The 22,218-nt window shown below is 61.8% G+C and carries 18 protein-coding genes and 2 pseudogenes; 8 read left to right on the top strand and 12 right to left on the bottom strand.

Translation table 11 applies throughout. From position 1 onward, the window contains the following. Nucleotides 1-94: 94 nt before the first annotated feature. Nucleotides 95-973: a Crp/Fnr family transcriptional regulator gene (locus tag AC1DS5_RS07275; protein ID WP_477717585.1), complete on the top strand. Its 879-nt coding sequence runs from the start codon at nucleotides 95-97 to the stop codon at nucleotides 971-973. 503 nt (nucleotides 974-1,476) lie between these two features. Here the strand turns inward: AC1DS5_RS07275 and AC1DS5_RS07270 are convergent. Next, nucleotides 1,477-2,511 (bottom strand): IS110 family RNA-guided transposase, encoded by a 1,035-nt coding sequence (locus AC1DS5_RS07270; RefSeq protein WP_477717584.1) that lies wholly within the window; start codon nucleotides 2,509-2,511, stop codon nucleotides 1,477-1,479. Between the two features lie 134 nt (nucleotides 2,512-2,645). Beyond that, complete coding sequence (locus tag AC1DS5_RS07265) at nucleotides 2,646-3,593, bottom strand: LysR family transcriptional regulator (protein ID WP_477717583.1); 948 nt, start codon at nucleotides 3,591-3,593, stop codon at nucleotides 2,646-2,648. 168 nt (nucleotides 3,594-3,761) lie between these two features. Between AC1DS5_RS07265 and AC1DS5_RS07260 the strand changes: the two genes are divergently transcribed. Next, complete coding sequence (locus AC1DS5_RS07260; RefSeq protein ID WP_477717776.1) at nucleotides 3,762-4,760, top strand: YeiH family protein; 999 nt, start codon at nucleotides 3,762-3,764, stop codon at nucleotides 4,758-4,760. 41 nt (nucleotides 4,761-4,801) lie between these two features. On the opposite strand, the pseudogene AC1DS5_RS07255 reads toward AC1DS5_RS07260, so the two are convergent. Beyond that, nucleotides 4,802-4,975, bottom strand: a pseudogene (locus AC1DS5_RS07255) (LysR family transcriptional regulator); the annotation flags it as partial. Nucleotides 4,976-4,983: 8 nt separating this feature from the next. Between AC1DS5_RS07255 and AC1DS5_RS07250 the strand changes: the two are divergent. From AC1DS5_RS07250 to katG, 3 genes and pseudogenes are all read left to right on the top strand, one after another. Then, a pseudogene (locus AC1DS5_RS07250) lies at nucleotides 4,984-5,172 on the top strand (hypothetical protein); the annotation flags it as partial. Nucleotides 5,173-5,344: 172 nt separating this feature from the next. Further along, entirely contained in the window at nucleotides 5,345-6,028 is a 684-nt protein-coding gene (locus tag AC1DS5_RS07245; RefSeq protein WP_477717582.1) for an FAD-dependent monooxygenase, read from the top strand. Between the two features lie 119 nt (nucleotides 6,029-6,147). Beyond that, the gene (gene katG, locus AC1DS5_RS07240) at nucleotides 6,148-8,343 is read left to right on the top strand and encodes a catalase/peroxidase HPI (protein WP_477717581.1); all 2,196 of its coding nucleotides are present in this window, start codon (nucleotides 6,148-6,150) and stop codon (nucleotides 8,341-8,343) included. 232 nt (nucleotides 8,344-8,575) lie between these two features. Here katG and AC1DS5_RS07235 read toward each other — a convergent pair whose 3' ends face one another. Further along, nucleotides 8,576-9,130, bottom strand: a complete 555-nt coding sequence (locus tag AC1DS5_RS07235; protein ID WP_477717580.1) for a MarR family winged helix-turn-helix transcriptional regulator — start codon at nucleotides 9,128-9,130, stop codon at nucleotides 8,576-8,578. 110 nt (nucleotides 9,131-9,240) lie between these two features. Between AC1DS5_RS07235 and AC1DS5_RS07230 the strand changes: the two genes are divergently transcribed. Together AC1DS5_RS07230 and AC1DS5_RS07225 are read left to right on the top strand one after the other, a co-directional pair. Continuing rightward, the gene (locus tag AC1DS5_RS07230; protein ID WP_477717579.1) at nucleotides 9,241-10,041 is read left to right on the top strand and encodes an SDR family NAD(P)-dependent oxidoreductase; all 801 of its coding nucleotides are present in this window, start codon (nucleotides 9,241-9,243) and stop codon (nucleotides 10,039-10,041) included. A gap of 63 nt (nucleotides 10,042-10,104) precedes the next feature. After that, nucleotides 10,105-11,181 (top strand): alkene reductase, encoded by a 1,077-nt coding sequence (locus AC1DS5_RS07225; protein WP_477717578.1) that lies wholly within the window; start codon nucleotides 10,105-10,107, stop codon nucleotides 11,179-11,181. Between the two features lie 588 nt (nucleotides 11,182-11,769). Here the strand turns inward: AC1DS5_RS07225 and AC1DS5_RS07220 are convergent. After that, nucleotides 11,770-12,423, bottom strand: a complete 654-nt coding sequence (locus AC1DS5_RS07220; RefSeq protein WP_477717577.1) for a hydrolase — start codon at nucleotides 12,421-12,423, stop codon at nucleotides 11,770-11,772. Between AC1DS5_RS07220 and AC1DS5_RS07215 the strand changes: the two genes are divergently transcribed. After that, complete coding sequence (locus AC1DS5_RS07215) at nucleotides 12,410-13,489, top strand: LysR family transcriptional regulator (RefSeq protein ID WP_477717576.1); 1,080 nt, start codon at nucleotides 12,410-12,412, stop codon at nucleotides 13,487-13,489. The genes AC1DS5_RS07220 and AC1DS5_RS07215 overlap by 14 nt on opposite strands. 499 nt (nucleotides 13,490-13,988) lie before the next feature. On the opposite strand, the gene AC1DS5_RS07210 is transcribed toward AC1DS5_RS07215, so the two are convergent. From AC1DS5_RS07210 to AC1DS5_RS07180, 7 genes are read right to left on the bottom strand one after another with little or no spacing between them, the layout of a single operon-like run. Then, nucleotides 13,989-15,440, bottom strand: a complete 1,452-nt coding sequence (locus tag AC1DS5_RS07210; RefSeq protein ID WP_477717575.1) for an NAD-dependent succinate-semialdehyde dehydrogenase — start codon at nucleotides 15,438-15,440, stop codon at nucleotides 13,989-13,991. A 53-nt stretch (nucleotides 15,441-15,493) separates the two neighbouring features. Further along, nucleotides 15,494-16,465, bottom strand: a complete 972-nt coding sequence (locus AC1DS5_RS07205; RefSeq protein WP_477717574.1) for an NAD-dependent epimerase/dehydratase family protein — start codon at nucleotides 16,463-16,465, stop codon at nucleotides 15,494-15,496. Further along, on the bottom strand, nucleotides 16,462-17,664 hold the full coding sequence (gene kbl / locus AC1DS5_RS07200) for a glycine C-acetyltransferase (protein ID WP_477717573.1): 1,203 nt from the start codon (nucleotides 17,662-17,664) through the stop codon (nucleotides 16,462-16,464). Before kbl ends, AC1DS5_RS07205 begins: the two co-directional genes overlap by 4 nt. 21 nt (nucleotides 17,665-17,685) lie before the next feature. Next, entirely contained in the window at nucleotides 17,686-18,669 is a 984-nt protein-coding gene (locus AC1DS5_RS07195; protein ID WP_477717572.1) for a homoserine kinase, read from the bottom strand. A 7-nt stretch (nucleotides 18,670-18,676) separates the two neighbouring features. Further along, nucleotides 18,677-20,092 (bottom strand): threonine synthase, encoded by a 1,416-nt coding sequence (gene thrC / locus AC1DS5_RS07190; protein WP_477717571.1) that lies wholly within the window; start codon nucleotides 20,090-20,092, stop codon nucleotides 18,677-18,679. 31 nt (nucleotides 20,093-20,123) lie between these two features. Next, complete coding sequence (locus tag AC1DS5_RS07185) at nucleotides 20,124-21,275, bottom strand: M20 aminoacylase family protein (protein WP_477717570.1); 1,152 nt, start codon at nucleotides 21,273-21,275, stop codon at nucleotides 20,124-20,126. Between the two features lie 5 nt (nucleotides 21,276-21,280). Next, nucleotides 21,281-22,207: a 2-hydroxyacid dehydrogenase gene (locus AC1DS5_RS07180; protein WP_477717569.1), complete on the bottom strand. Its 927-nt coding sequence runs from the start codon at nucleotides 22,205-22,207 to the stop codon at nucleotides 21,281-21,283. Between the last annotated feature and the right edge of the window lie 11 nt (nucleotides 22,208-22,218).

The raw sequence follows: 22,218 nt of genomic DNA, 5'->3' as shown, positions 1-22,218 counted from the left end.
TTTAATCAACACGATCTGGTGTGTCGTCACCAAAATTCCATCGAAAACGTACGTGATTTGGTCCGAGAGAAAATTGTCGGAGAAATGGGTAGAAATGAATGTCCTCTGGATAACATTCCTGGCGACGCTGCCATTGCTGGTTAGTATTGCGATCGTTAGTAGTCCTGCCGCTACCCAGCATCGGATACTGCTTCGGGGTGATTGGACGGCCTTGCAAGCCGATCATTCATCGGTAAAACTTTCGATCGGTGGTAATGAAATGAATGCTCACCAGACAACACAACGCAACAAACTGCTGGAATTTCTCGCCTCTTCTCCATGGCGCGAGGGCCTTTCCCAGGATCAGTTTGATCGTGTCTGTGGCGACGCCGTGACGCGTACTTTCACGGCTGGGGCTACGATTTGCCTTCGCGAATCACCCTCTGAGCACTGGCTGGCCGTCGTTGACGGCCTGGTCAAGGTTGACACGGTTTCTGCCGATGGCCGGGCGACGACGTTTGCCGGCGTTCCCGGCGGCGCCTGGTTCGGCGAAGGAGCCGTACTGAAAGGCGAACCGCGCCCGTATGCCGTCGTGGCAATCCGCGACAGCACTGTCGCTTTCGTGCCCCGGGCCACCTTCCTCTGGCTGCTGGATAACAGCCATTCGTTCAGCCGATGGCTTATCGACCAACTGAACGCCCGTTTAGGCTACTACGTGGCGCTGGTCGAAGGCCTACGCCTGGGGGATGTGAATACCCGGGTGGCGTACTGCCTGGCCGAACTCTTCAACCCACAGCTCTATCCGAACACGCAACTCCGCATAGACATTTCCCAGGAGGAGATTGGTCGACTTACCGGCATGGTGAGACAGACCGCCTACCGTGCTTTGCACGAACTTGAAAATGCCGGCCTGATAAGGGTGCAATACGGATCGATCGAGGTAGTGGATCTCGACGGGTTGAAAAAGTTTGCGCTCGGTGCGCAAGCTCAATGATTAAGGGATGAGCGAATGCTGGTTCAGGGCATTCACGCGCCAATTCATCATCAAGTTGCAGGGAATACAGTCGGCATGGGTTTCGACTGAAATCTGGGTCATGTGGCCTGCGTGAACCTCGGGCAGCTGTTCGAGTCGGATAAACAGCTATGCGCGAGTCCGCGGTCCAGCTGGAACCTAGCATCGAGTTGGGCGGGATCCGTCACTTATTGCACTGAAAACGTACATGGACGCTCCCGGTATGCCAAGCTTTCAATTCATGATGACTCGAAGGTATAGATTGCACCCGTACATTCGGACTTTTTGCGTGACTCTTGGTCACTGTCCCTAATGGGATTCGCTGGTTGACGCCCCAATCGAGGGGATGCACTCGAAGTGCTTCGTTTTCAACGGGCTTTGCCAACCACGGTCTGACCTATCTTGCCATCACTTCATGATCGCCTGAGCAATCGGTGGTTCAATTCTCCCTACTCTATTGTCGTTATTCCAATCAGCCGACCCGACTACACCGCCGCCTTAGCGGTGGTGTAGTCGGGTCGGAACTCCCGGTCATGGGCAAGTAATGCCCATACGAGTCGCGCATTCTTATTGGCCAACGCAACAGCCGCCACATTCTTATTGCGCCGATTGACAACTCCGTTGATCCAACTGCATGACTCGGGCTTTTGACCCGCCTGGTAGATAACGGATCGCGCGCCATGTATCAGCAAGGTTCTGAGGTAGGTATCGCCACGCTTGCTGATTCCCTGCAAATTCTGTTTCCCGCCACTGGAATGCTGCTTAGGGACAAGACCAAGCCAGGCCGCCACTTGACGACCGCTGTCAAAGTTCTTCGCGTCGCCAATGGAAGCGACCAGCGCACTGGCGGTGATCGGCCCAATGCCTGGGACCTGGGCAAGCTTGCAACTGACATCGCTGCTGCGATGCCAAGATCGAATCTGCACTTCAAGTTCATCAACCTGACGATCCAGTTCCTTGAGATGGTCCAGCAGCCGTTGAACGAGTACCCGAAACGAGCCAGGCAGCTCGTTGCTGGCATCTTCAATAAGTTCAGGAACCCGAGTGGTGATGTAACCAATGCCCTGTGGGACGATCAGCCCGAATTCACCAAGAAGACCTCGGATTTGGTTGGCCTGGGCGGTGCGCGCTTTCACAAAGCCCTGGCGGACCCGATGCAGTGCCAGCACCGCCTGCTGTTCGACGTTCTTGATCGGCACGAAGCGCATGTTGGGCCGGGCAACGGCTTCGCAGATCGCCTCGGCATCAGCGGCATCATTTTTGTTAGTTTTGACATAGGGCTTCACGAACTGAGGCGCCATCAGCTTGACGGTGTGCCCAAATCCCTGCAGCTTGCGCGCCCAGTAATGAGCACTGCCGCACGCCTCCATCCCTATCAAGCAAGCGGGTAGGTTGACGAAATACTCGGCCACCTGGTCACGGCGCAACTGCTTCTTGATAACGGTTTTTCCAAACTCGTTGACCCCGTGCAACTGGAACACGTTTTTTGCCAAGTCGATGCCTACTGTAGTAGCCTTCATGTCGGACGCTCCTGTCTGTTTAAGTGGTTGATTTGCATCTCCACTTTGGCACATTACGATGCCGTTTAGGTGGGAGCGTCCATCCCATTGAGGGGACCCCGCCTTGGAGGCGAAGTACGCCCCGGACAGATGCGTCAAGGGCCTGTTGAGTGGTTGTGACGGGCGCTGTGCGGCGCGGCGGCGCTGCAGTGCGCCAGGAAGTCTGTGGTCGCGCGGCCCAGCCGCTTTTCGCGGTGCAGCACGATGGCGAGCTGGCGGCTTGCCCTGGGCAGGCGTGTTCGCAATTCAACCAGGTGCCCGTCTGCCACACTTTGCGCCACCGCGTAGCGCGAAAGGCAGCCCAGGCCATCGCTCGCCGCCACCACGCGCTTGATCGCTTCGGTGCTGCCAAGTTCGAAACCGACGCGCACCTGCCCCAGGTTTTTCAGCAACCATTCATCAGCGATCTGGCGCGTGCCGGAACCGTGTTCCCGTAGCACCCAGGTGGCGTCGGCCAACTGGCGGGCCGTCGCGCAACGATTCGCCAGCGGATGACCCGGAGCCGCGAGGATCACCATTTCGTCATCCAGCCAGGGGCGCACGACCAGGTCGGCATGCGTCTGCGACCCCTCGACGAAGCCGATGTCGACGTCCAAAGCAGCTACCGCGGCGATCACTTCGCTGGTATTGCCTATGCGCAGATGGATCTGGCTCTTGGGGTGCAATTGCGTCCATTGCGACACCAGGCTGGGCAGCAGGTATTCGCCGATCGTAAAGCTGGCCGCCACGCGCAAGGGCGCGGCGTGCTCGTCTGTGAACAGGGCTTGCACTTCGGCCGCCTGTTCGACCAGGGCCTGGGCCTTGGGCAACAGCGCGCGCCCGTTCTCGTTAAGCAGCAGGCGTCGGCCGATGCGGTCGAACAGTTCGACGCCGAGCGCGGCCTCGAGTTCGGCCAGCGAGGTGCTGGCCGCAGATTGCGAGCGTGCGATCCGGTCGGCCGCCGCACGCGTGCTGCCACCGCGCGCCGTGGCCAGAAAGACTTCGAGCTGACGCAGGTTGAGGCGCAGGCGCTGGAAGGATTGCTGATTGGATTTATCGATCATTCTTAACGATATTATCCGCTTTTTTCTTTAATGACTTTTGCCTATTATCTAATTCATTGAGGGCATAACCCTCCCACGCGTACCCCACGCGCGCTGTTCGAAAGAGGTTTGCCTGTGTTCAATTTCCTGTCGCCAACGTCAGCCGCCGACACGRCCCACCCCGCTTGGTTGCCGCAGCACCGGCTGCAACTTCTCCCGGGTGTYGCYTTGTCTTGTGTGATTGCGATGGCCGCCACCCTGGTGTCCACGCTGCAYGGCGGGCCCCAGTTTTTGTATGCGCTGTTCTTTGGTGTGGGATTTCACTACCTCAGCCATGACGCCAACACCAGGCCCGGCATCGAATTTTGCKCGCGTACCGTGCTGCGCCTGGGCGTCGGCCTGCTCGGTGCGCGGATCACGGCGAGTCAAATTGCGGGCTTGGGCTGGAGCACTGCGGCCATCGTCATCGCCGCWGTCGTGACCACGCTGCTGTGTGGGGTGCTGCTGGGACGTCGTCTGGGCATGAACCGCGCGCAAGCGGTGTTGTCCGGCGGTGCGGTCGCCATCTGTGGCGCGTCGGCCGCTCTGGCGATCTCGGCGGTGTTGCCGCGCAACAAGGAAAGTGAACGCTTCACCCTGATGGTGGTGGTGACCGTGACCGTGCTGTCTACCCTGGCCATGGTGATTTATCCACTGGTTGCCAAGCTGCTGCATCTGCCGCCCGAGCTGGCTGGCCTGTTTCTGGGTGGCACGATCCACGACGTTGCGCAGGTAGTAGGCGCCGGTTACATGCTGAACCAGGAAACCGGCGACTACGCCACCATCGTCAAGCTGTTCCGTGTCTCCATGCTGGCTGTGGTGGTGGTGGTGGTGTCCAGTCTGTTCAAGCGGCAGCGCGAGGCGAGCGAGAGCACGTCCGCCGACGCCAAGCAGGCCTTGGTGCCGTGGTTTCTGTGGGTATTCGTGGCCCTGGTCATCATCAACTCCATGGGCGGCGTACCGGCGGCGGTGCAAACCGGCCTGAACGATGTCTCGCGTGCCTGTTTGGTCGTTGCCATTGCGGCGCTGGGCGTGAAGACTTCATTCAGGCAACTGGCCCGCGCCGGCTGGCGCCCCTTTGTGCTGCTGCTGGTCGAAACGCTGTGGATGGCCGCATTTGTTCTGGCCGCCATCCTGTTGCGCCACTGAAAACGATAGCCTGCCACGGTTTTTTTTCACGCACACCCTTGGGCGAACTCCGCAATCAGTGGCGCCATGTAGATGGTGGCAAAGTCCACCGACAGTGACGCACGCAGCACGCCGCTGGGCTGCGCCAGCATCTCCCCCAGCTGCTCGTGAGCGATCCGCGCTTCGTCGACGATGCACCTGCAGCGCTCGTAGTAGATCTGCCCGGCTTCGGTCAGCTCGACCTGCCGGTCGCCTGCGGCGCATCTTGCCTGACTGGCAGGCCAGGTCGACGCCGGTCTATGCGCTCACCGAAACACGCTTGCTGCCGGCGAAGACGCAGCGCTTTGTCGAGTTCTTGCGGGAGCGCCTGGGCCAGCAAGCCAGGACGAGGAGCAGCCGGACGAAACTCGTGACGCGTAGCTTCCGGCAGTGACAAGCGCCCCATCGGAAAACGTCCATTTTCTTTCAGGATTCACTCTTCGACAGTAAATCCTGATGCCTTGATAACCGGTCCCCAACAAGGTGTAGCCGTCCGGTGGCGCCTTGGCCACGGTCTCTGCGCCGATCATTGTGTTGGCACCAGGCCTGTTGTCTACGATTACCGGTTGGCCGAACTGGGCGGCTATGCCGGCTACGTCGTCTGGCGAGGGCTCATCGAGGAGCAAACGCTGGAGCGTCCTGTCCCTTGGCCATCGAACGGCGGTCTGTGGATAGAGTTTGTAGAGGGCTACCGTTTGGTTGCCGCGGTGCTTCCTGGTCGCGACGGGTCGGTGGAGATGGGACGGCGGCAGGTCACATTCGCATGGTTCGATGTACACCGGCAGGAGTTGCTCCGCCGCACCAACCGCCTGACGGCGGACGGCTACATAGTGGGAACGCTCGGACGCGGGACGATTGACGAAGATGTCCGGGCAGAACTGGTTGCGCTCATCCCACAGCTTTGGCCGGAAATATGGGCGGAGGCGGTGGCTGCCGGGGTGCGCTCGACAGACGCACTGAGTGGCGCCCCGATCGCCGAATACAAACCGGATCGGTTAGCACGTGGCGCGCTGGCGATCGCGGGGGACGCTGCCCACGTGGTTTCACCAATGACAGGACGTGGCTTCGCGACCGGGGTGGAGGATGCGGCGGTGCTGGCCCAAATGCTGGCAGACCGACGCGCAAACGAGCCCGTTTCCGCCGCTTTGGCCCGCTACGAGGTGGCGCGATTGCCCTTCGTTCGCGCGCTGGTCACCCATTCAAGGCGGATCAGCGCCGACTATCTTCGCTATGCGCAGGCCCAGAAGTAGGTCCGGTGAGTTTGTCAGGCCGGACTATCGTTCCCATTAGCAAAATTTCATTGATCGATCGGTACCCAAACCCTAGACTGGATTGCGTAATCAGTTGCAAACAACCCAAGGAGAAAACCATGTCAACCGAACCCAACTGCCCATTCTCGGGCAACGCTCGCAAGCACACGGTGGCTGGAGCGCCATCGAACGCAGACTGGTGGCCCAATCAACTGAATCTGAACATCTTGCACCAGCATTCCGCAATGTCCGACCCCATGGGCGAGGCGTTCAACTACGCCCAGGAGTTCAAGAGCCTCGACCTGGAGGCCGTGAAGAAGGATCTCCTGGCGCTGATGACCAACTCACAGGACTGGTGGCCGGCGGACTTCGGCCACTACGGACCTTTGTTCATTCGCATGGCATGGCACAGCGCCGGCACGTACCGTGTCTCCGACGGTCGCGGCGGCGCAGGGAGTGGCAACCAGCGCTTTGCTCCCCTGAATAGCTGGCCGGACAACGTCAACCTCGACAAGGCGCGCAGGCTGCTTTGGCCGATCAAGCAGAAGTATGGCCGCAAACTCTCCTGGGCCGACCTGATGATCCTCGCTGGCAACGTCGCTCTGGAATCGATGGGATTCAAGACCTTCGGTTTCGCCGGTGGACGTGAGGACATCTGGGAACCGGAAGAAGACGTCTACTGGGGCTCTGAGAACACCTGGCTGGGTGACAAGCGCTACTCCGGCGACCGGGATCTCGAAAATCCGCTCGGTGCCGTGCAGATGGGTCTGATTTACGTCAATCCGGAAGGCCCGAACGGTAACCCGGATCCGATCGCTGCGGCGCGGGATATCCGCGAGACCTTCGCTCGCATGGCGATGAACGACGAAGAGACGGTTGCGCTCATCGCTGGCGGTCACACCTTCGGCAAAACCCACGGCGCCGGCGATGTGAAACATGTGGGGTCCGAGCCGGAAGCTGCCGGCATCGAGGAGCAGGGCCTGGGCTGGAAGAGCGGCTTTGGCACCGGCAAAGGGGGTGACACGATCAGCAGCGGCCTGGAAGTTACCTGGACCAGTTCGCCAACAAAGTGGAGCAACAACTTCTTCTCGAACCTGTTCGGCTACGAATGGGAACTGACGAAGAGCCCCGCCGGTGCGCATCAGTGGAAACCGAAGCTTGGCGCGGGCGCCGATACAGTGCCGGATGCCCACGACCCGTCGAAGCGTCACGCGCCTTCCATGCTGACCACGGACCTCTCCCTGCGGCTCGACCCTGTCTACGAAAAAATTTCAAGGCGCTTTCATGAGAATCCGGATCAGTTCGCGGACGCATTCGCCCGGGCGTGGTTCAAACTGACGCACCGCGATATGGGCCCCCTGTCGCGTTATCTTGGCCCGCTCGTTCCCAAGGAGCAGCTGCTGTGGCAGGACCCCATTCCCGCAGTGGATCACAAATTGATCGACGAGCAGGACATTGCCGCCCTGAAGGCCAAGATCCTCGCATCTGGCCTGTCCATCTCCCAACTGGTCACCACGGCCTGGGCGTCTGCTGCAACGTTCCGCGGCAGCGACAAGCGCGGTGGAGCGAACGGCGCGCGTATTCGCCTGGCGCCGCAGAAGAATTGGGAAGTCAACCAGCCGGCTGAACTGGCAAAGGTCCTGCAGAAGCTGGAAACGATCCAGAAGGACTTCAACAGCGCACAGTCTGGCGGCAAGAAGGTTTCGCTTGCAGACCTGATCGTTCTGGGTGGCTGCGCAGCCGTCGAGGCAGCAGCGAAGAAGGCCGGCCAAGACGTGAAGGTTCCCTTCTCGCCGGGGCGCGTGGATGCGTCGCAGGAGCAGACCGATGTGGACTCGTTCGCCGTACTGGAGCCGGCCGCAGACGGGTTCCGCAACTACGCCCGCAAGGGACTCGAGGAATCGGCGGCTGAGCTGCTGGTGGACAAGGCGCAGTTGATGACGCTGACCGCCCCTGAGATGACGGTTCTGATCGGCGGCCTGCGCGCCCTGAATGCGAACGTCGGCCAGTCCAAACACGGTGTTTTCACCAAGCAACCCGAAACATTGACCAATGACTTCTTCGTGAATCTCCTCGACATGAGCACGAAGTGGCAGAAGTCCGCCACCTCTGAAGGCGTGTTGGAGGGGCGCGATCGGGCAACGGGCGAGCTCAAGTGGACGGGCACCATCGTGGATCTCGTCTTCGGTTCGAACTCCCAGCTCCGAGCCCTCGCGGAAGTCTATGCGTGCAGCGACTCGCAGAAGTCATTCGTGCGTGACTTTGTGGCGGCCTGGAACAAAGTGATGAACCTTGATCGCTTCGACCTTGCGTGATCTCAGAGGGGCGTAACGACGTACGAACATGAAAAATCTCCTTTTGAAGATGCTGTAGCGGGCGCTCTGCTTCAGAACGGATAGGCCATCCGTAGCATTGCAAAATGGCAGCTGCCTAACTGGGCCTGATCTCGACGGAACTCAACACGCCCGACAGGCCAAACGCGCTGTTGGGCTAACTGCCCGCGGTGATCAGAACGATCTTCGCCAGCTTGCTCTGGGCCGAGGGCGGTCAACGGGTCGGCGGTTGATTCTCCGCCTTATATGCGACCAGAAACGCGTCGGAAGCCACCTGATCGGCCAGGGCCCTCAAGTTCGCAGCCGAGGCAGACCCCAGAACGACCTCCACTTGGTCGTTTGCTGCTGCCCAGCGCACTATGCCTTCTGAAAGCCGGGTCTTGCCAAGCGAAGTGAGAACGCCGTGTTTGGTCCGCCGGTCTTGGGCGTCCTGACGCAGCTCAACAATTCCGTCGCGCACCAGAGGCCTTAGCGCATGGGTCAGGGCCGAAAGTTGGATGGCGAGCAGGGCTGCCAGATCCTGCAGCGTCGGTCCTTGTTGATCGGCGCCCGTGAGCCTGTGTATTCCTGCGATGAGCGCGAGCTGCGTGGCTTTGAGGTCCAACGGTGCCAGCGCTTCGTCATACAGCTGCTCAAGTCTGCGAGCCGCAAGGCGCAGTGGTGTGATCGTGCAGGCCCGTCCGCCCAAGATGTCCTGCTCATCTGCGGCGGGCTTATCCGGGCTGTTTTTCGCATCAATAAGATTTGAGAGATTTGAGGTAATACCCATAATTTCAAAATGGTTGAGTGCTGCACCATCGGCAATCCGCTGGCGATCAACTTTATACTTGAGCCCTCAACTTTTTAGTTGAGCCCTCAATTTTATTGGAAAACTATCAAATGACAAATACCAGTTCCAGGAAAGTCGCTCTTGTCACAGGGGCTTCTTCCGGCATCGGAGCCGTCTATGCGGATCGCCTTGCCGCGCGTGGATACGATCTTATCCTTGTCGCCCGGCGCGCTGACCGCCTGGAAGCCCTCGCTGCGCAAGTCTCTAAGGCACACGGCATCAAAGCTGAGCCCATCTCGGCCGATCTGACCCAAGACCAGGACTTGGCGCGGATCGAGAAGGTTCTGGCCACCAATGGGGATGTGCGCGTCCTGGTGAACAACGCCGGTATTGCGCGCCTGGCGCCGGCTGCGCAGACGTCTGCGAACGACGCGCAATCCCAAATCGCCCTGAATATCACAGCGCTGACGCGCCTGACGCAAGCTGCGGTGCCCGCCTTCGTGGCGAGGAACCAGGGCTTGATCATCAATATCGCATCCGCTCTGGCCGTCCACTCACTGCCAATCAGCGCCATCTACAGCGGCACCAAGGCCTTCGTATTGCAATACAGCAGAGGCCTGCAGGAAGAGCTGGCCGGCACCGGGGTGAAGGTTCAGCTGGTCTTGCCCGCATCCACAGCCACCGACCTCTGGGATCTGTCGGGCGTTCCGCTGGCTGCCCTCAACAAGAATACCCTGATGACGACCGAACATATGGTCGATGCGGCGCTCGCGGGCCTGGATCAGGGCGAAGCTGTCACATGGCCGTCGGTCGCCGATGCAAGTCTGTGGGACAAGTACGAGGCAGCACGCTCCGAACTGTTCGCGGGCACCCAAGCCGGAACGCCAGCCCCTCGTTACAAGATCGGTTGATTCCCGCTAACTGAACGTCACTGATCTTCCTTTCTCTCCTTTTCATTTCCCCAAGGACAGCCCATGCTTTTCGACGCCTTCTCCCTGCGTGCCACCCAGCTCAGCAATCGCGCGGTGATGTCGCCGCTCACGCGCAGCCGCGCAAGCGACAACAACACGCCCAACAGCCTGATGGCGACGTACTACGCCCAGCGCGCGAGCGCCGGCCTCATCATCACGGAAGGCACCTCACCTTCGCCCAACGGCTTGGGTTATGCCCGCATCCCCGGCCTGTTCAACGACGCCCAGGTGCAAGGCTGGAAGCTGGTGACCGACGCCGTCCATGCCAAAGGCGGCAAGATCGTTGTGCAGCTGATGCATACCGGGCGCGTGAGCCACCAAGCCAACCTGCCGGCGGGCGCCGAAGTGCTTGGACCTTCACCCGAGACCTGCCCTGGTGAGATGTGGACCGATACGCAAGGCAGCCAGCCGCACACGCCGCCGCGCGCCATGACCGAGCTCGACATCCAGGCGGTGACCGGCGAGTACGCAACGGCCGCGCGCCTTGCCATCCAGGCCGGCTTTGACGGCATCGAGTTGCACGCGGCCAACGGTTACTTGCTCGAGCAATTCCTGAATGCCAACATCAACCGCCGCGCCGATGGCTACGGCGGCACGGCCGAGGGACGCAACCGGCTGGTGCTTGAGGTCGCCCGTGCTGCCGTGAAGGAGATCGGCGCTGAGCGGGTCGGCATCCGCCTATCGCCTCACGGCGTGGTCAATAGCACCGGCGCATTCGAAGGCGTGGACGAACAGTACCTGGCGCTGGTGAAGCAACTCTCCGCGCTCGGCCTCATGTACGTTCACGTCCTGGACCACTCGGCCATGGGCGCCCCGCCCGTCCCGGCGAAGCTGAAGGCCGATTTGAAGGCTGCATTCGACGGCCCCTTCATCCTCGCCGGCGGACAGGACAAAGCCAGCGCACAACAGGCACTGAGCGAAGGCCGCGCAGACCTGATCGCCATAGGCAGGCCTTTCATCGCCAACCCTGACCTGGTCGAGCGCTTGCGCCAGGACGCGCCGTTGAACGCTCCTGCCCCGGACACGTTCTACACACCCGGCGCCAAGGGCTACACGGACTATCCGGTGCTCGCAGCTTAAGCATCCACCGTCCAGATTGGCAACCGGCCTCAGTCTCACTGTTGAATTGCGCTGAAGCTTGATCTAAGGGGGTGCGGATAAAAACTTGGACTTACGGCATAAACCAGTCCAAGTTTTTGTCCGCATCCCCGAGTTTTCCATCGAATCTTGACCCACATTCTTTGTGAGCACAGCGCGTATTCCGCGTAATTAAAGTCGTAAATGGCACCGTAGCATCCATGCGAGTTCGCGGCGTTTCGATTTAACAACATGACAGCATAAAGTCGGAAACAAGTTAAATTTACAGTTTGCACACGGCTAGCCAAGCTGAGTCGGCCGCATTCGCGGGCAGTAGCTGGACGGAGTGCTCGATCAGGCGTGCGCCGAGCCCACGGAAACTCCACGCGAGAGCAGTTGGCGGGGTTGGCGTAAAGCCTGCCTCGCTTCGAACCTCCGCGCGACGAAAGTAGTGGGCTCGTGATCATTGATCATGCCGCCTGCCTGCATCGAGGCATGACGGACTTTGCTACAGAGAGGTATGAAGAGGCTCGATTAAGCGACCGGTCTTGCCGCACGCGTTTCTCAAGAATCTCCTCATCCCCGTTTAGATCATCCTGCGTTGCCAGGCACAGGCGTGTTGAGGAGTTGCTGCTCCCACAGGAACGCAATACCGCTACCGCCGGCATGTTGCGTGATCACTTGCCTCAGTGCGGCAGCTTGTTCGGCCCTGGCCCAGTCGCGCTGCCATTCGGCAGCCAGCGCCAGCCAGGTCATCATGTTCGCGCCGGCTGCGATCATGCGCTGGATGGCGACCTGATGGGCCTCGATGGAAACGCCGCCCGACGCATCGGTGATCACGGTAACGTCCCAGCCTTCGCCGAGGGCCTGGATTGCCGGCATCGCGACACACACCTCGGTCCACAGGCCAGCGATGATCAGCTGTTTGCGCCCCGTCGCCTTCACCGCGTCCACCACCTTCTTGTCCTCCCACGTGTTGATGAACGTACGGTCAATCACCTCATGGCCGGGGAACACATCGGTGATCTGGGGAAAGAGGAGTCCTCCCCTTTCGGCGACCACTGACGTCAAGATGGTGGGGACGCCAAAGGCCTTGGCGGCCTTGGCCAGACCCGCCGTGTTGTTGATCACCATCTGCGGTTCATGGCTGTTCACGTTCGCGAGTTGGTAGGGCTGGTGGTCGATCAGAACGAGTACGGAGTCTTCCGGACGAAGAAGCGAAGCAAGGCCGTTGCGAAAAGTCATTGGTGAATCCTTTGTCGTGGTCGTGAGGGGTGGTTTCGGGGGAGATTGCGCCATCGGCGACGTCCCTGACGGCTATTTTGCCGTTCCCCTTCTCGATGCGGTAGTACCATTCCGTGGCGAGCTGTGTCGCGAAACGGGGAACGCCGAAGTGGACATCGAGGAACTGCAGACATTCGTGGAAGTTGCTGATGCCGGGGGAATTTCGCCTGCCGCACTCCGGCTCGGCGTCGCCAAGTCGATCGTCAGTCGCCGGCTCTTTCGGCTTGAAGCAGAACTGGGTGTTCAGTTGCTTGCGCGATCCACCCGCGGAGCTGCCCTCACAGAAGCCGGGGCCACGTTCCGGGACTATGCTGCGCGGGTCTGCGCGGAGATCGACGTGGCCAGGGAAATGATCCTGCCCGCAGGTGATCTTCGCGGACGCTTGCGAATTGCTGCACCGCTTTCTTTCGGCCCGACGCACTTTGCGCCCGTACTCGCGGAAATGGCTCGACGCCACCCTCAACTGCAGATTCAGACGTGCTACAGCGATCGCTTCGTTGATCTCATCGCGGAGGGTTACGATTGTGCGATACGGGTTGGCTATCTTCCCGACTCCAACTTGATTGCGAGACGCATTGGCCCGATCCATGGGAAGCTCGTCGCAAGTCCGGACTATGTCAAGGCGCATGGATCGCCTGAGACGCCTGAAGAGCTCGTCGCCCACGAGGCTCTCATGCAGGGCACCGAAGCCTGGCAACTCATGGATGGCGACAAGATCATTACGGTTCGTCCACAGGGGCGCTTTAAGGCCGACAACGGCACAGCGTTAGTCGCCGCTGCGGCAGCAGGACTCGGGATCGCCTACTTGCCCGATTGGCTCACCCATGAATATGTGGCCTCCGGGGCACTCGTGCCGATCATGCCCCGTCATCCACCGCCCCCGGCAGGTGCTTACGTCATCCGACCGCCAGGTCAGCATCCCGCACGGAAGATAAGGGTCCTCACCGAACTCCTGATCGAATATTGCGACCGCTTTCTGCCCCCCCTGCGGGAGCTACCCCTGTCTGAGCGGTGCACCGATCGTTGAATGGAGTGAACCCCATGGACTTGTTGAATTGGGGTGAGCCTCTCTGGTCCAGCCCGAGGGGGTCACCCCATACGGCGACAAAACATCCCGCAAACCCGCACCAATGCTAGAGCCGTGTTTACGACTTTAATAACTTGTTTACGACTTTAATTATTCTGAGCAATTAAAGTCGTAAACACGGGCCTAGCATCCATGCGGGTTTGCGGCGTTAAAAATTTGCAACAAGCAAAGCTGAAGTCGTAAACACGTTCGGCAGCCTGCACGTCTGTCTCGACGTCAACACCAAAAGACAACCGGACCCAACCGAGACTTCTCGCTGGAAAATGCCCTTCGCGGAAATAGGTGCAGTCGACGGTGTTGAAGGCCGAAGTTGGCCAAACCGCTCAGCCCGTCTCCCGCGCGGGGCCGGGCTGGCGGTTCCCCACCGTCACCCGGCGGCAGGCCCGGGCTAGATAGCAGGCAGTCGTGGTGCCGGTGACGCCAGCACCAGGACCAACAACTATGCCAAGTTCCCTTGGCAAAGGTACTTGGTGTGCAGGTACTCGTCCAGGCCCCAATGCGAGCCTTCACGGCCATAGCCGGATTCCTTTACGCCGCCAAAAGGAGCTGCCTGCGCGGCGATGGCACCCTCGTTGATGCCGACCATACCGGTCTCCAGCGCAGACGCCACGCGCCAAATGCGCTTGACGTCTTGCGAGAAGAAATAGCCGGCTAGGCCGTAGGGTGTGTCGTTGGCCTGCTCCATCACCTCCGCTTCGTCTGCGAAGCGGAAGATCGGCACCACCGGACCAAAGGTTTCCTCGCACGACAGTTCCATCTCGCGCGTGGCGTTGATGAGCACCGTGGGCGCGTAGTAATTGGGACCGCGGGCGGTTTCGTTGCGAACCCTTTGGCCGCCCACGACCACCTTGGCGCCTTTGGCCACGGCATCGTTCACGTGCCGCTCGATCTTGTCCACCGCACGGGCGTTGATCATCGGGCCGATCTCGGCCTCGGACCAGTCGGCCGGCCCTACCCGCAACGCGCCCACGCGCGCGGCCAGCTTGTCGACGAAGCGATCATGTACAGCGGTATGGACGTAGACGCGGTTCGGGCTCACGCAGGTCTGCCCGGCGTTGCGGAACTTGGCCGCCATCAGGCCCTCGACTGCGGCGTCCAGGTCCGCATCCTCGAACACGATGAAGGGCGCGTTTCCGCCCAGCTCCAGCGACAGCTTCTTCAGCGTCGCGGCGGAATCGCGCGCCAGCAACTTGCCCACTGGGGTGCTGCCCGTGAAGCTGATTTTTCGCACCCGTGGATCGGCCAGCCATTCGCCCACGACTTGCGGGGTACGTTCGCGCGAAGCCGACACGATATTGAGCACGCCCGGCGGCACGCCGGCTTCCTCGGCCAGCTTGACCAGGGCCAGCGCCGTGAGTGGCGTGTCCTCCGCCGGCTTGGCCAGCACCGTGCAGCCGGCGGCCAGCGCAGGCGCGATCTTGCGCGCGATCATCGCAGCCGGGAAGTTCCACGGCGTGACCACCGCCACGACGCCGACGGCTTCCTTCAGAACGATATATCGCTTGGAATTCACCGGTGCCGCGATCACTTCGCCGTTGGCACGCACGCCCTCCTCGGCAAACCATTCCACGTAGCCGGCGCTATAGGCGATTTCGCCGCGTGCCTCGGCCAGCGGCTTGCCCTGTTCGCGCGAAATCAGTTGGGCGAGCGGCTCCACGTCACGCTCGATCAATGCGTGCCACTTCTTGAGGATGAGGCAACGCTCACGCGGCGGGCGCGCCTTCCAGGCCGGCAGCGCCAAGGCGGCGGCATCCGCGGCCAGCCGCGCGTCGGCAGCGGCGCCTTCGCTCACTTGCGCAATCAGGCTGTCGTCGGCCGGATTGCGGACCTCGAAGCAGCGCTCGTCCTGGGCGGATTGCCAGCGGCCCGCGATGTAGTGTTGTGTGTTCATATTTAACCCTCTCTCAATAAATCAATAAATCAATAAAGCCAATGCCGTCGGCATCACGCAGTCACGGTGGAACGCGGCTTTACCCTGTCAGACAAGTTCTTCAGCATGTCGCGAACCGTCGCCGCAAGGTCGTACCTCGGAGCCCAACCCCAGTCGCGCCGCGCGCAACTATCGTCGATCGAATCGGGCCATCCGCTGGCGATCGCCTGACGAAAATCGGGCTCGTACACGATCTCGAAGTCCGGCAGGTGCTTTCGTATTTCCTGCGCGATCTCGCGGGGCGTGAAGCTCACACCGGCGAGGTTGTAGCTGCCGCGTTCGGTGATGGCCGAACTGGGGGCTTCCATCAACTCCAGGGTCCCGCGCACCGCATCGTCCATGTAGAGCATGGGCAGGGGTTCATCCTCGGCGAGGAAGCAGGTGTAGCGTTCCCCTTTGAGGGCCGCATGGAAAATGTCGATCGCATAGTCGGTTGTTCCACCGCCGGGGCTCGCCTTGTAGGAAATGAGTCCCGGATAGCGCAGGCCGCGGACATCCACACCATGGTTCTCGCAGTACCAGCGGCACCAGCCCTCGCCGGCCAGCTTCGAAATGCCGTAGACAGTACTGGGTTCCATGACCGTGCGTTGAGGCGTGGCATCAGCGGGCGTCGTCGGACCGAAGGCGGCGATGGAACTCGGCCAGAACACCTTGTCCAGCTTGTGTTGCCGCGCAACCTCCAGGACGTTCAACAGGCTGCCCATGTTGAGCCTCCACGCCCACTCGGGTGCGGTTTCGCCCGTCGCCGACAAGGCTGCCGCGAGATGGTAGATCTGGGTAATGCGATGCCTCTCGACTACTTGCGCGAGTTGGCCGCCGTCCGTGGCATCCAGCATCTCATACCGGAGATCGGCGTGTCGGCCCACCTCCAGACGGTCGCTGCCCACCACGTTGTCCGCGCCGTAGCACTCCGCCAAAGCGGCCGAGAGTTCGGTTCCCAACTGGCCGTTGGCGCCGATGACGAGAATGCGAGGTGATCCAGTCATGGGAGCACCCCCAGCTCTTTACCGGCCTGCGCGAAGGCGCTCAATGCGGCGTCCAGTTGCGCACGGGTGTGCTGTGCGCTGATCTGGACGCGGATGCGGGCTTGGCCCTTGGGCACGACCGGGTAGAAGAATCCGGTCACGTAAACCCCGAGTTCCAGCAGCCGACGCGCCAATTTCTGGGACAGCTCCGCATCGTGGAGCATCACCGGGATGATCGGGTGTTCGCCGGGTTTCAGCTCGAAACCGCATGCCGCGAGTCCGGCGCGGAAGTGCCGCGTGTTGTCCTCCAGGCTGTCGCGCAGCTCCGTGCCGGCTTCCAGCAGGTCGAGCACCTTCAAGGTCGCGCCGACGATCACCGGCGCCAGGCTGTTCGAGAACAGATAGGGCCGTGAGCGCTGGCGCAGCAACTGAACGACTTCCGCTCTGGCGCTCGTGAACCCACCGGATGCACCGCCAAGCGCCTTGCCGAGGGTGCCCGTGATGATGTCGACCTTGCCGAAGACACCCCGGTATTCGTGGGTGCCACGCCCCCGCTTGCCGAGAAAACCGGTGGCGTGTGAGTCGTCAACGCCCAGCACGGCCCCGAACTCGTCGCAAACGGCCCGGATTTCGTCCAGGCGGGCGATGGTCCCGTCCATCGAGAAAACCCCGTCGGTGAACACCAGCTTGTACCGGGCTCCCGCTTCATCCGCCGATTTCAGTTGTTCGCGCAGATCCATCACGTCGTTGTGCCGGTAGCGATAACGCCTGGCCTTGCACAAACGGATGCCATCGATGATGGACGCGTGATTGAGCTCGTCGCTGATCACCGCATCGTCGGGCCCGAGCAATGTCTCGAACAGCCCACCATTGGCATCGAATGCCGATCCGTACAGGATGGTGTCTTCAGTTCCGACAAATTGCGAGAGCCGCGCTTCGAGCGTTTTGTGGACGTCCTGCGTTCCGCAGATGAACCGGACGGAACTCAGGCCAAATCCGCGCGCAGCGAGCGCGGCGTGTGCGGCCGCTATGACCTCGGGGTGAGATGACAGGCCCAGATAGTTGTTCGCGCAAAGGTTAATCACTTCCCGCCCGTCGGTGGTTGCGATCCGGCTTCCTTGCGGGGATTGGATCGGGCGTTCGAGCTTGAGCAGGCCGGCGACCTGTATGTCCTCGAGTTCGTCCCTCAAGGAGGCGTAGAAATCTGTGGTGGTTCTCATGATGGGTGGTCAGGGCCCGGGTCAGCCCAAAGTCCTTTCTGGAAGATAGAAAATTCCCGCGCCGGCGGCATCGCTTATGCGCTGGCGCAGAACCTGCTCGAAATGGCTGGGGTCATGTACCTTCAAAACGGTGGCTTCGCGGGGTATGTAGCAGTCCCAGAGCCGCGATACCCAGAAGCGCAAGGCCGCGGCTCGCTCAAGGGCCGGCAACAGACGCCGTTCTTCAGCCACGAGCGGGCGCACCGACTGGTAAGCGGCCAGGAATGCAGCCCTTCGCACTGGGTCGATGCGTCCGTTCCCCAGATCCACGCACCAGTCGTTGAGACAGACACCGATGTCGAACAGGAAGGTGTCGCAACCCGCAAAGTAAAAATCGAGGAAACCGCTCAGGCAGCCGCCCTCGAACATAACGTTGTCGCGAAAAAGGTCGGCATGTACCGGCCCGCGTGGCAGTGCTGCGTAGTCGGGGGATGCGGCGATCCCCGTCTGGAAGTCCAGTTCGTCCAGCAACAGCTTGCACTGGTCCTCGCCGACGTATGGCAGCAGAACCGGCACGGTTTCAGTCCACCACGGCAGGCCGCGCAAGTTGGGCTGATGGCGGGCATAGTCCTTGCCGGCCAGGTGCATTCGCGCCAGCATTTCGCCCACTGCACCGCAGTGCCGAGCGTCGGGCGCCAGTTCACTCTTTCCTCGCAACCTTCCCACCACTGTCGCCGGCTTGCCCTTGAGACGGTGCAAGATGCGGCCTTCCACGTCCGGCGCCGGCTTGGGCACCGGAAGGCCGCGACTGGCCAGATGCTGCATCAAGTGGAGGTAGAACGGCAGCTGTTCCCACGCCAGGCGTTCGAACAGCGTCAGCACGTACTCGCCGCGATCCGTGTCCACGAAGTAGTTGGTGTTCTCAATGCCGCCACTGCAGACCGCCATGGCCTGCAGATTGCCGAGACCCACCCGCCGCAGGAAGGCGGCAGCCTCGTCGTAGGGCACTTCGGTGAAGACAGCCATGCTTCAATCAGGACAGGTGTGCGGCGACGAATGCCTTGACCCGCGCCGCGTCGGCCGGGAGAACCGTCACGCGCTTGGGCAGGTCTTCGATGCCCCGGAACCGCGCGGGCCGGTCCGGCTCGTGGCCCAAAGCTTCTACGATGGTTGCCGCGAACTTGATCGGCAGCGCCGTCTCCAGCACGATCATCGACACACCGGGCTGCACGAAGTGGCGCGCCACTTTCAGGCCGTCGGCCGTGTGGGTGTCTATGGTCGCGCCAAAGCGCCGGTGCGTGTCGCGTATCGTCGTCAGGCGGTCGGCGTGCGTGCTCTTGCCGCTGAGGAATCCGTAGCGCGCGCGGGCCAGCGCGAAGGCTGGGTCGGCACTCAGGTCGAAGCGGCCGTTCTTCGCAAGCGCCTCGCCGAACAGGCGCTTGACCGTCTCCGCATCGCGGCCCAGCAGGTCGAACACGAAACGCTCGAAGTTGCTGGCCTTGGAAATGTCCATCGACGGACTGGAGGTCTCGTAGGTGTCGGCGCCGCCGCGCATCCGATAAACACCGGTTCGGAAGAATTCGTCCAGCACATCGTTCTCGTTCGTGGCCGCCACCAGCTTGGAAATCGGCAGGCCCATCATGCGCGCCACATGGCCAGCGCAAATGTTGCCGAAGTTGCCCGACGGCACGGTGAAGCTTATCTGTTCGGTGTTGGATCTCGTGGCCTGGAAGTAGCCGGCGAAGTAGTACACCACCTGGGCCATGAGGCGCGCCCAGTTAATCGAGTTGACCGTACCAATTTTGTACTTGCGCTTGAAGGCCAGGTCGTTCGACACGGCCTTGACGATGTCCTGGCAGTCGTCGAACACGCCCTCGATCGCGAGGTTGTGGATATTGGCATCCTGCAGGCTGAACATCTGCGCCTGCTGGAACGGGCTCATGCGGCCATGCGGTGAGGTCATGAAGACGCGCACGCCCTTCTTGCCGCGCATGGCGTACTCCGCGGCGCTACCGGTGTCGCCGGAAGTAGCGCCCAGGATGTTCAGCTCCTCGCCGCGTCGGCCCAGTTCATACTCAAACAGGTTACCCAGCAGCTGCATAGCCATGTCTTTGAATGCCAGCGTGGGACCGTTGGAAAGGGCTTGCAGGTACACGCCCTCTTCCAGTTGCTTGAGCGGCACGATCTCCTTCGTGCCAAAGACTTGCTCGGTATAGGTCTTGCGGCAGATTGCGCGCAGGTCCTCGGCCGGGATGTCGTCGATGTAAAGCGAGAGGACTTCAAAGGCGAGTTCCGCATACGGCAGGTCGCGCCACTTGGACAGCTGCCCGGGCGTGACCTGTGGGTATTGCTCCGGCAGGTACAAGCCGCCGTCGGGCGCCAGGCCCTCCAGCAGGATTTCGCAGAAGTGCTTGCGGTCGGGGTGACCGCGAGTGGACAAGTACAGCATCGTAGGTTTCATTTCTTGACGAGGGTTCCGTTCAACGCAGGGCCATTTGCGCGACGGCTGTAAACCAACGCACGCCGCACGCCAGAACGTCGTCGTTGAAGTCGTACGAGGGGTGGTGCAGCGGGGCGGCATGGTTCGTGCCTCGCTGGCCGAGCCATAGGTAGGCCCCGGGCCGCTGCTGGAGCATGAATGCAAAGTCTTCCGATGTGAATGCCGGCGCAGCAGCCACTTGTACTTCCAGGCCGACGCTGCGCGCTGCTTCGAGTGCGAGCTGCGCGTGCTCAGGGCTGTTGACCGTAGCGGGGTAGTAGCGCGTGTACTCGACGTCGATCGTGGTGCCGCTTGCGCACGCGACACCCGCCGCGACGTCGCGGACCGCCTGCTCGATCGCGTCCTGCACGGCGGAGTCGAAACTGCGCACGGTGCCGGTCAACTCCACGACCGCCGGCAGGACGTTGTGCGATTGGCCTCCGCTGATGCGCGTCACCGACAAGACGGCGTTCTGCGTCGGAGGGATTCGCCGCGACACGATGGTGTGCATCTGCGCGACGAGCTGGCTCGCGGCAAGCACCACGTCGGGTGTCCGATGCGGCTGCGCTGCGTGGCCGCCCTGGCCACGCACGACGATGTCGAAGCGATCCGCCGCGGCCATGATAGCCCCCGGCCTTGTCGCTACCGTGCCCGCCGGCAGGTCGGGCCAGTTGTGCAGGGCGAACACGGATTCGCACGGAAAGCGGTCGAACAAACCTTGCCGCACCATCTCGCGTGCACCTCCCCGCCCCTCTTCGGCGGGCTGGAAGATGAAGGCGATGCTTCCGTCGAAACGACCGGCCCGCGCCAACTGCTGAGCCGCCCCCAGCAGCATGGCCGTGTGGCCGTCGTGGCCGCAGCCGTGGTGAACACCGGGGTGGCGGCTGACGTAGGGACGCCCGTCGTCCTCCCGCATCGGAAGTGCGTCCATGTCTGCACGCAAGCCCACCATGCGCGTCGAATTGCCCCTGCGCAGAACGCCCACCACGCCGGTCCCGCCGATTCCTTCGTGCACCTCCAGGCCACAATCGCGCAGCGCAGCCGCGACCACGCTGGAAGTGCGACGCTCCTCGAACGCCAGCTCGGGGTGCGCGTGCAGGTCGCGCCGCAACGCGACCAGAGCCGGCAGCAAGTCTTCGATGTCTTTGTTCATAGGTCTCAATAGCCCCGCGAACGATCGACCAGCCCGATCAACGGCTCGCCCGCCTCGTGCCGGCGGATGTTGTCGAGCACCTGTTCCACGGCCGTCTCCGGCTGCGTCATGCTCGCGATGTGCGGCGTGAGCAGAATCTTCGGGTGTGCCCAGAAGGGGTGGCCCGCCGGCAGCGGCTCTGGATCGGTGACATCGACGACCGCGCCCGACAGCCAGCCGGTCTCCAGCGCGTCGAGCAGCGCCTGGTGGTCGAGGTGCGCCCCGCGGCCGACATGCACCAGCGATGCGCCGCGCGGCAGATGCTGAAACAGGGTCGAGTCGAGAATGCCGCGCGTCTCCTGGGTAAGGGGCAGCAGGCATACGAGGATGTCCGTGCTGGCCAGCATCGCTGGCAGTTCCTCCTGGCCCGCGTAGCAGGCCACGCCTTCGACCTGGCGGCGCGTTCGGCTCCAGCCGGCGAGCGGGAAGCCGAGTGTGCGCAGCTGATCCAACACAGCGCATCCGAGCACGCCCAGGCCGAGGACGCTCACACGCCGCTTCGATGCGGGATAGACGCGGTGCGCGGCCCAAAGGCCCTCGCGCTGCTGCCGGATATAGGCCGGCAGGTCCCGGTGAAGCGCGAGGACCGCCATCGTGGCGTACTCCACCATGCCCGCGACGACGCCGGGCTCCGCCATGCGCACCACCGGCAATTCCGGCGGCAGCGCGGCAAGGTCGAACTGGTCGATCCCCGCGCCCGTGGAGAAGAAGAGCTCCAGGTTGGGAAACTGACGCGCTATGTCCTGCGGCGGCACCCACGCGGCAAGATAGCGCACGCGGTCCGCCTTTCCGGTGTCGGGCCAGATATGAAACGGAATGTCGGGCGCCTTGGTGGCGAACAAACGCGCCCATTCCGCGCCGCGCACGGGGTCGGCCTTGTACAAGAAAGACATGCAGCTTAGGC

The organism is Polaromonas sp. P4_H1 (genome assembly GCF_056400945.1).
The sequence above is the reverse complement of the archived record's forward strand: the minus strand, read 5'-3'. Positions and strand labels throughout refer to the sequence as shown.

Excerpts from the sequence above, each read along its gene's own strand:
- AC1DS5_RS07275 (WP_477717585.1), top strand. The coding sequence starts at position 95 with ATGAATGTCCTCTGGATAACATTCCTGGCGACGCTGCCATTGCTGGTT.
- AC1DS5_RS07270 (WP_477717584.1), bottom strand. The coding sequence starts at position 2,511 with ATGAAGGCTACTACAGTAGGCATCGACTTGGCAAAAAACGTGTTCCAG.
- AC1DS5_RS07265 (WP_477717583.1), bottom strand. The coding sequence starts at position 3,593 with ATGATCGATAAATCCAATCAGCAATCCTTCCAGCGCCTGCGCCTCAAC.
- katG (WP_477717581.1), top strand. The coding sequence starts at position 6,148 with ATGTCAACCGAACCCAACTGCCCATTCTCGGGCAACGCTCGCAAGCAC.
- AC1DS5_RS07235 (WP_477717580.1), bottom strand. The coding sequence starts at position 9,130 with ATGGGTATTACCTCAAATCTCTCAAATCTTATTGATGCGAAAAACAGC.
- AC1DS5_RS07230 (WP_477717579.1), top strand. The coding sequence starts at position 9,241 with ATGACAAATACCAGTTCCAGGAAAGTCGCTCTTGTCACAGGGGCTTCT.
- AC1DS5_RS07225 (WP_477717578.1), top strand. The coding sequence starts at position 10,105 with ATGCTTTTCGACGCCTTCTCCCTGCGTGCCACCCAGCTCAGCAATCGC.
- AC1DS5_RS07220 (WP_477717577.1), bottom strand. The coding sequence starts at position 12,423 with ATGACTTTTCGCAACGGCCTTGCTTCGCTTCTTCGTCCGGAAGACTCC.
- AC1DS5_RS07210 (WP_477717575.1), bottom strand. The coding sequence starts at position 15,440 with ATGAACACACAACACTACATCGCGGGCCGCTGGCAATCCGCCCAGGAC.
- AC1DS5_RS07205 (WP_477717574.1), bottom strand. The coding sequence starts at position 16,465 with ATGACTGGATCACCTCGCATTCTCGTCATCGGCGCCAACGGCCAGTTG.
- kbl (WP_477717573.1), bottom strand. The coding sequence starts at position 17,664 with ATGAGAACCACCACAGATTTCTACGCCTCCTTGAGGGACGAACTCGAG.
- AC1DS5_RS07195 (WP_477717572.1), bottom strand. The coding sequence starts at position 18,669 with ATGGCTGTCTTCACCGAAGTGCCCTACGACGAGGCTGCCGCCTTCCTG.
- thrC (WP_477717571.1), bottom strand. The coding sequence starts at position 20,092 with ATGCTGTACTTGTCCACTCGCGGTCACCCCGACCGCAAGCACTTCTGC.
- AC1DS5_RS07185 (WP_477717570.1), bottom strand. The coding sequence starts at position 21,275 with ATGAACAAAGACATCGAAGACTTGCTGCCGGCTCTGGTCGCGTTGCGG.
- AC1DS5_RS07180 (WP_477717569.1), bottom strand. The coding sequence starts at position 22,207 with ATGTCTTTCTTGTACAAGGCCGACCCCGTGCGCGGCGCGGAATGGGCG.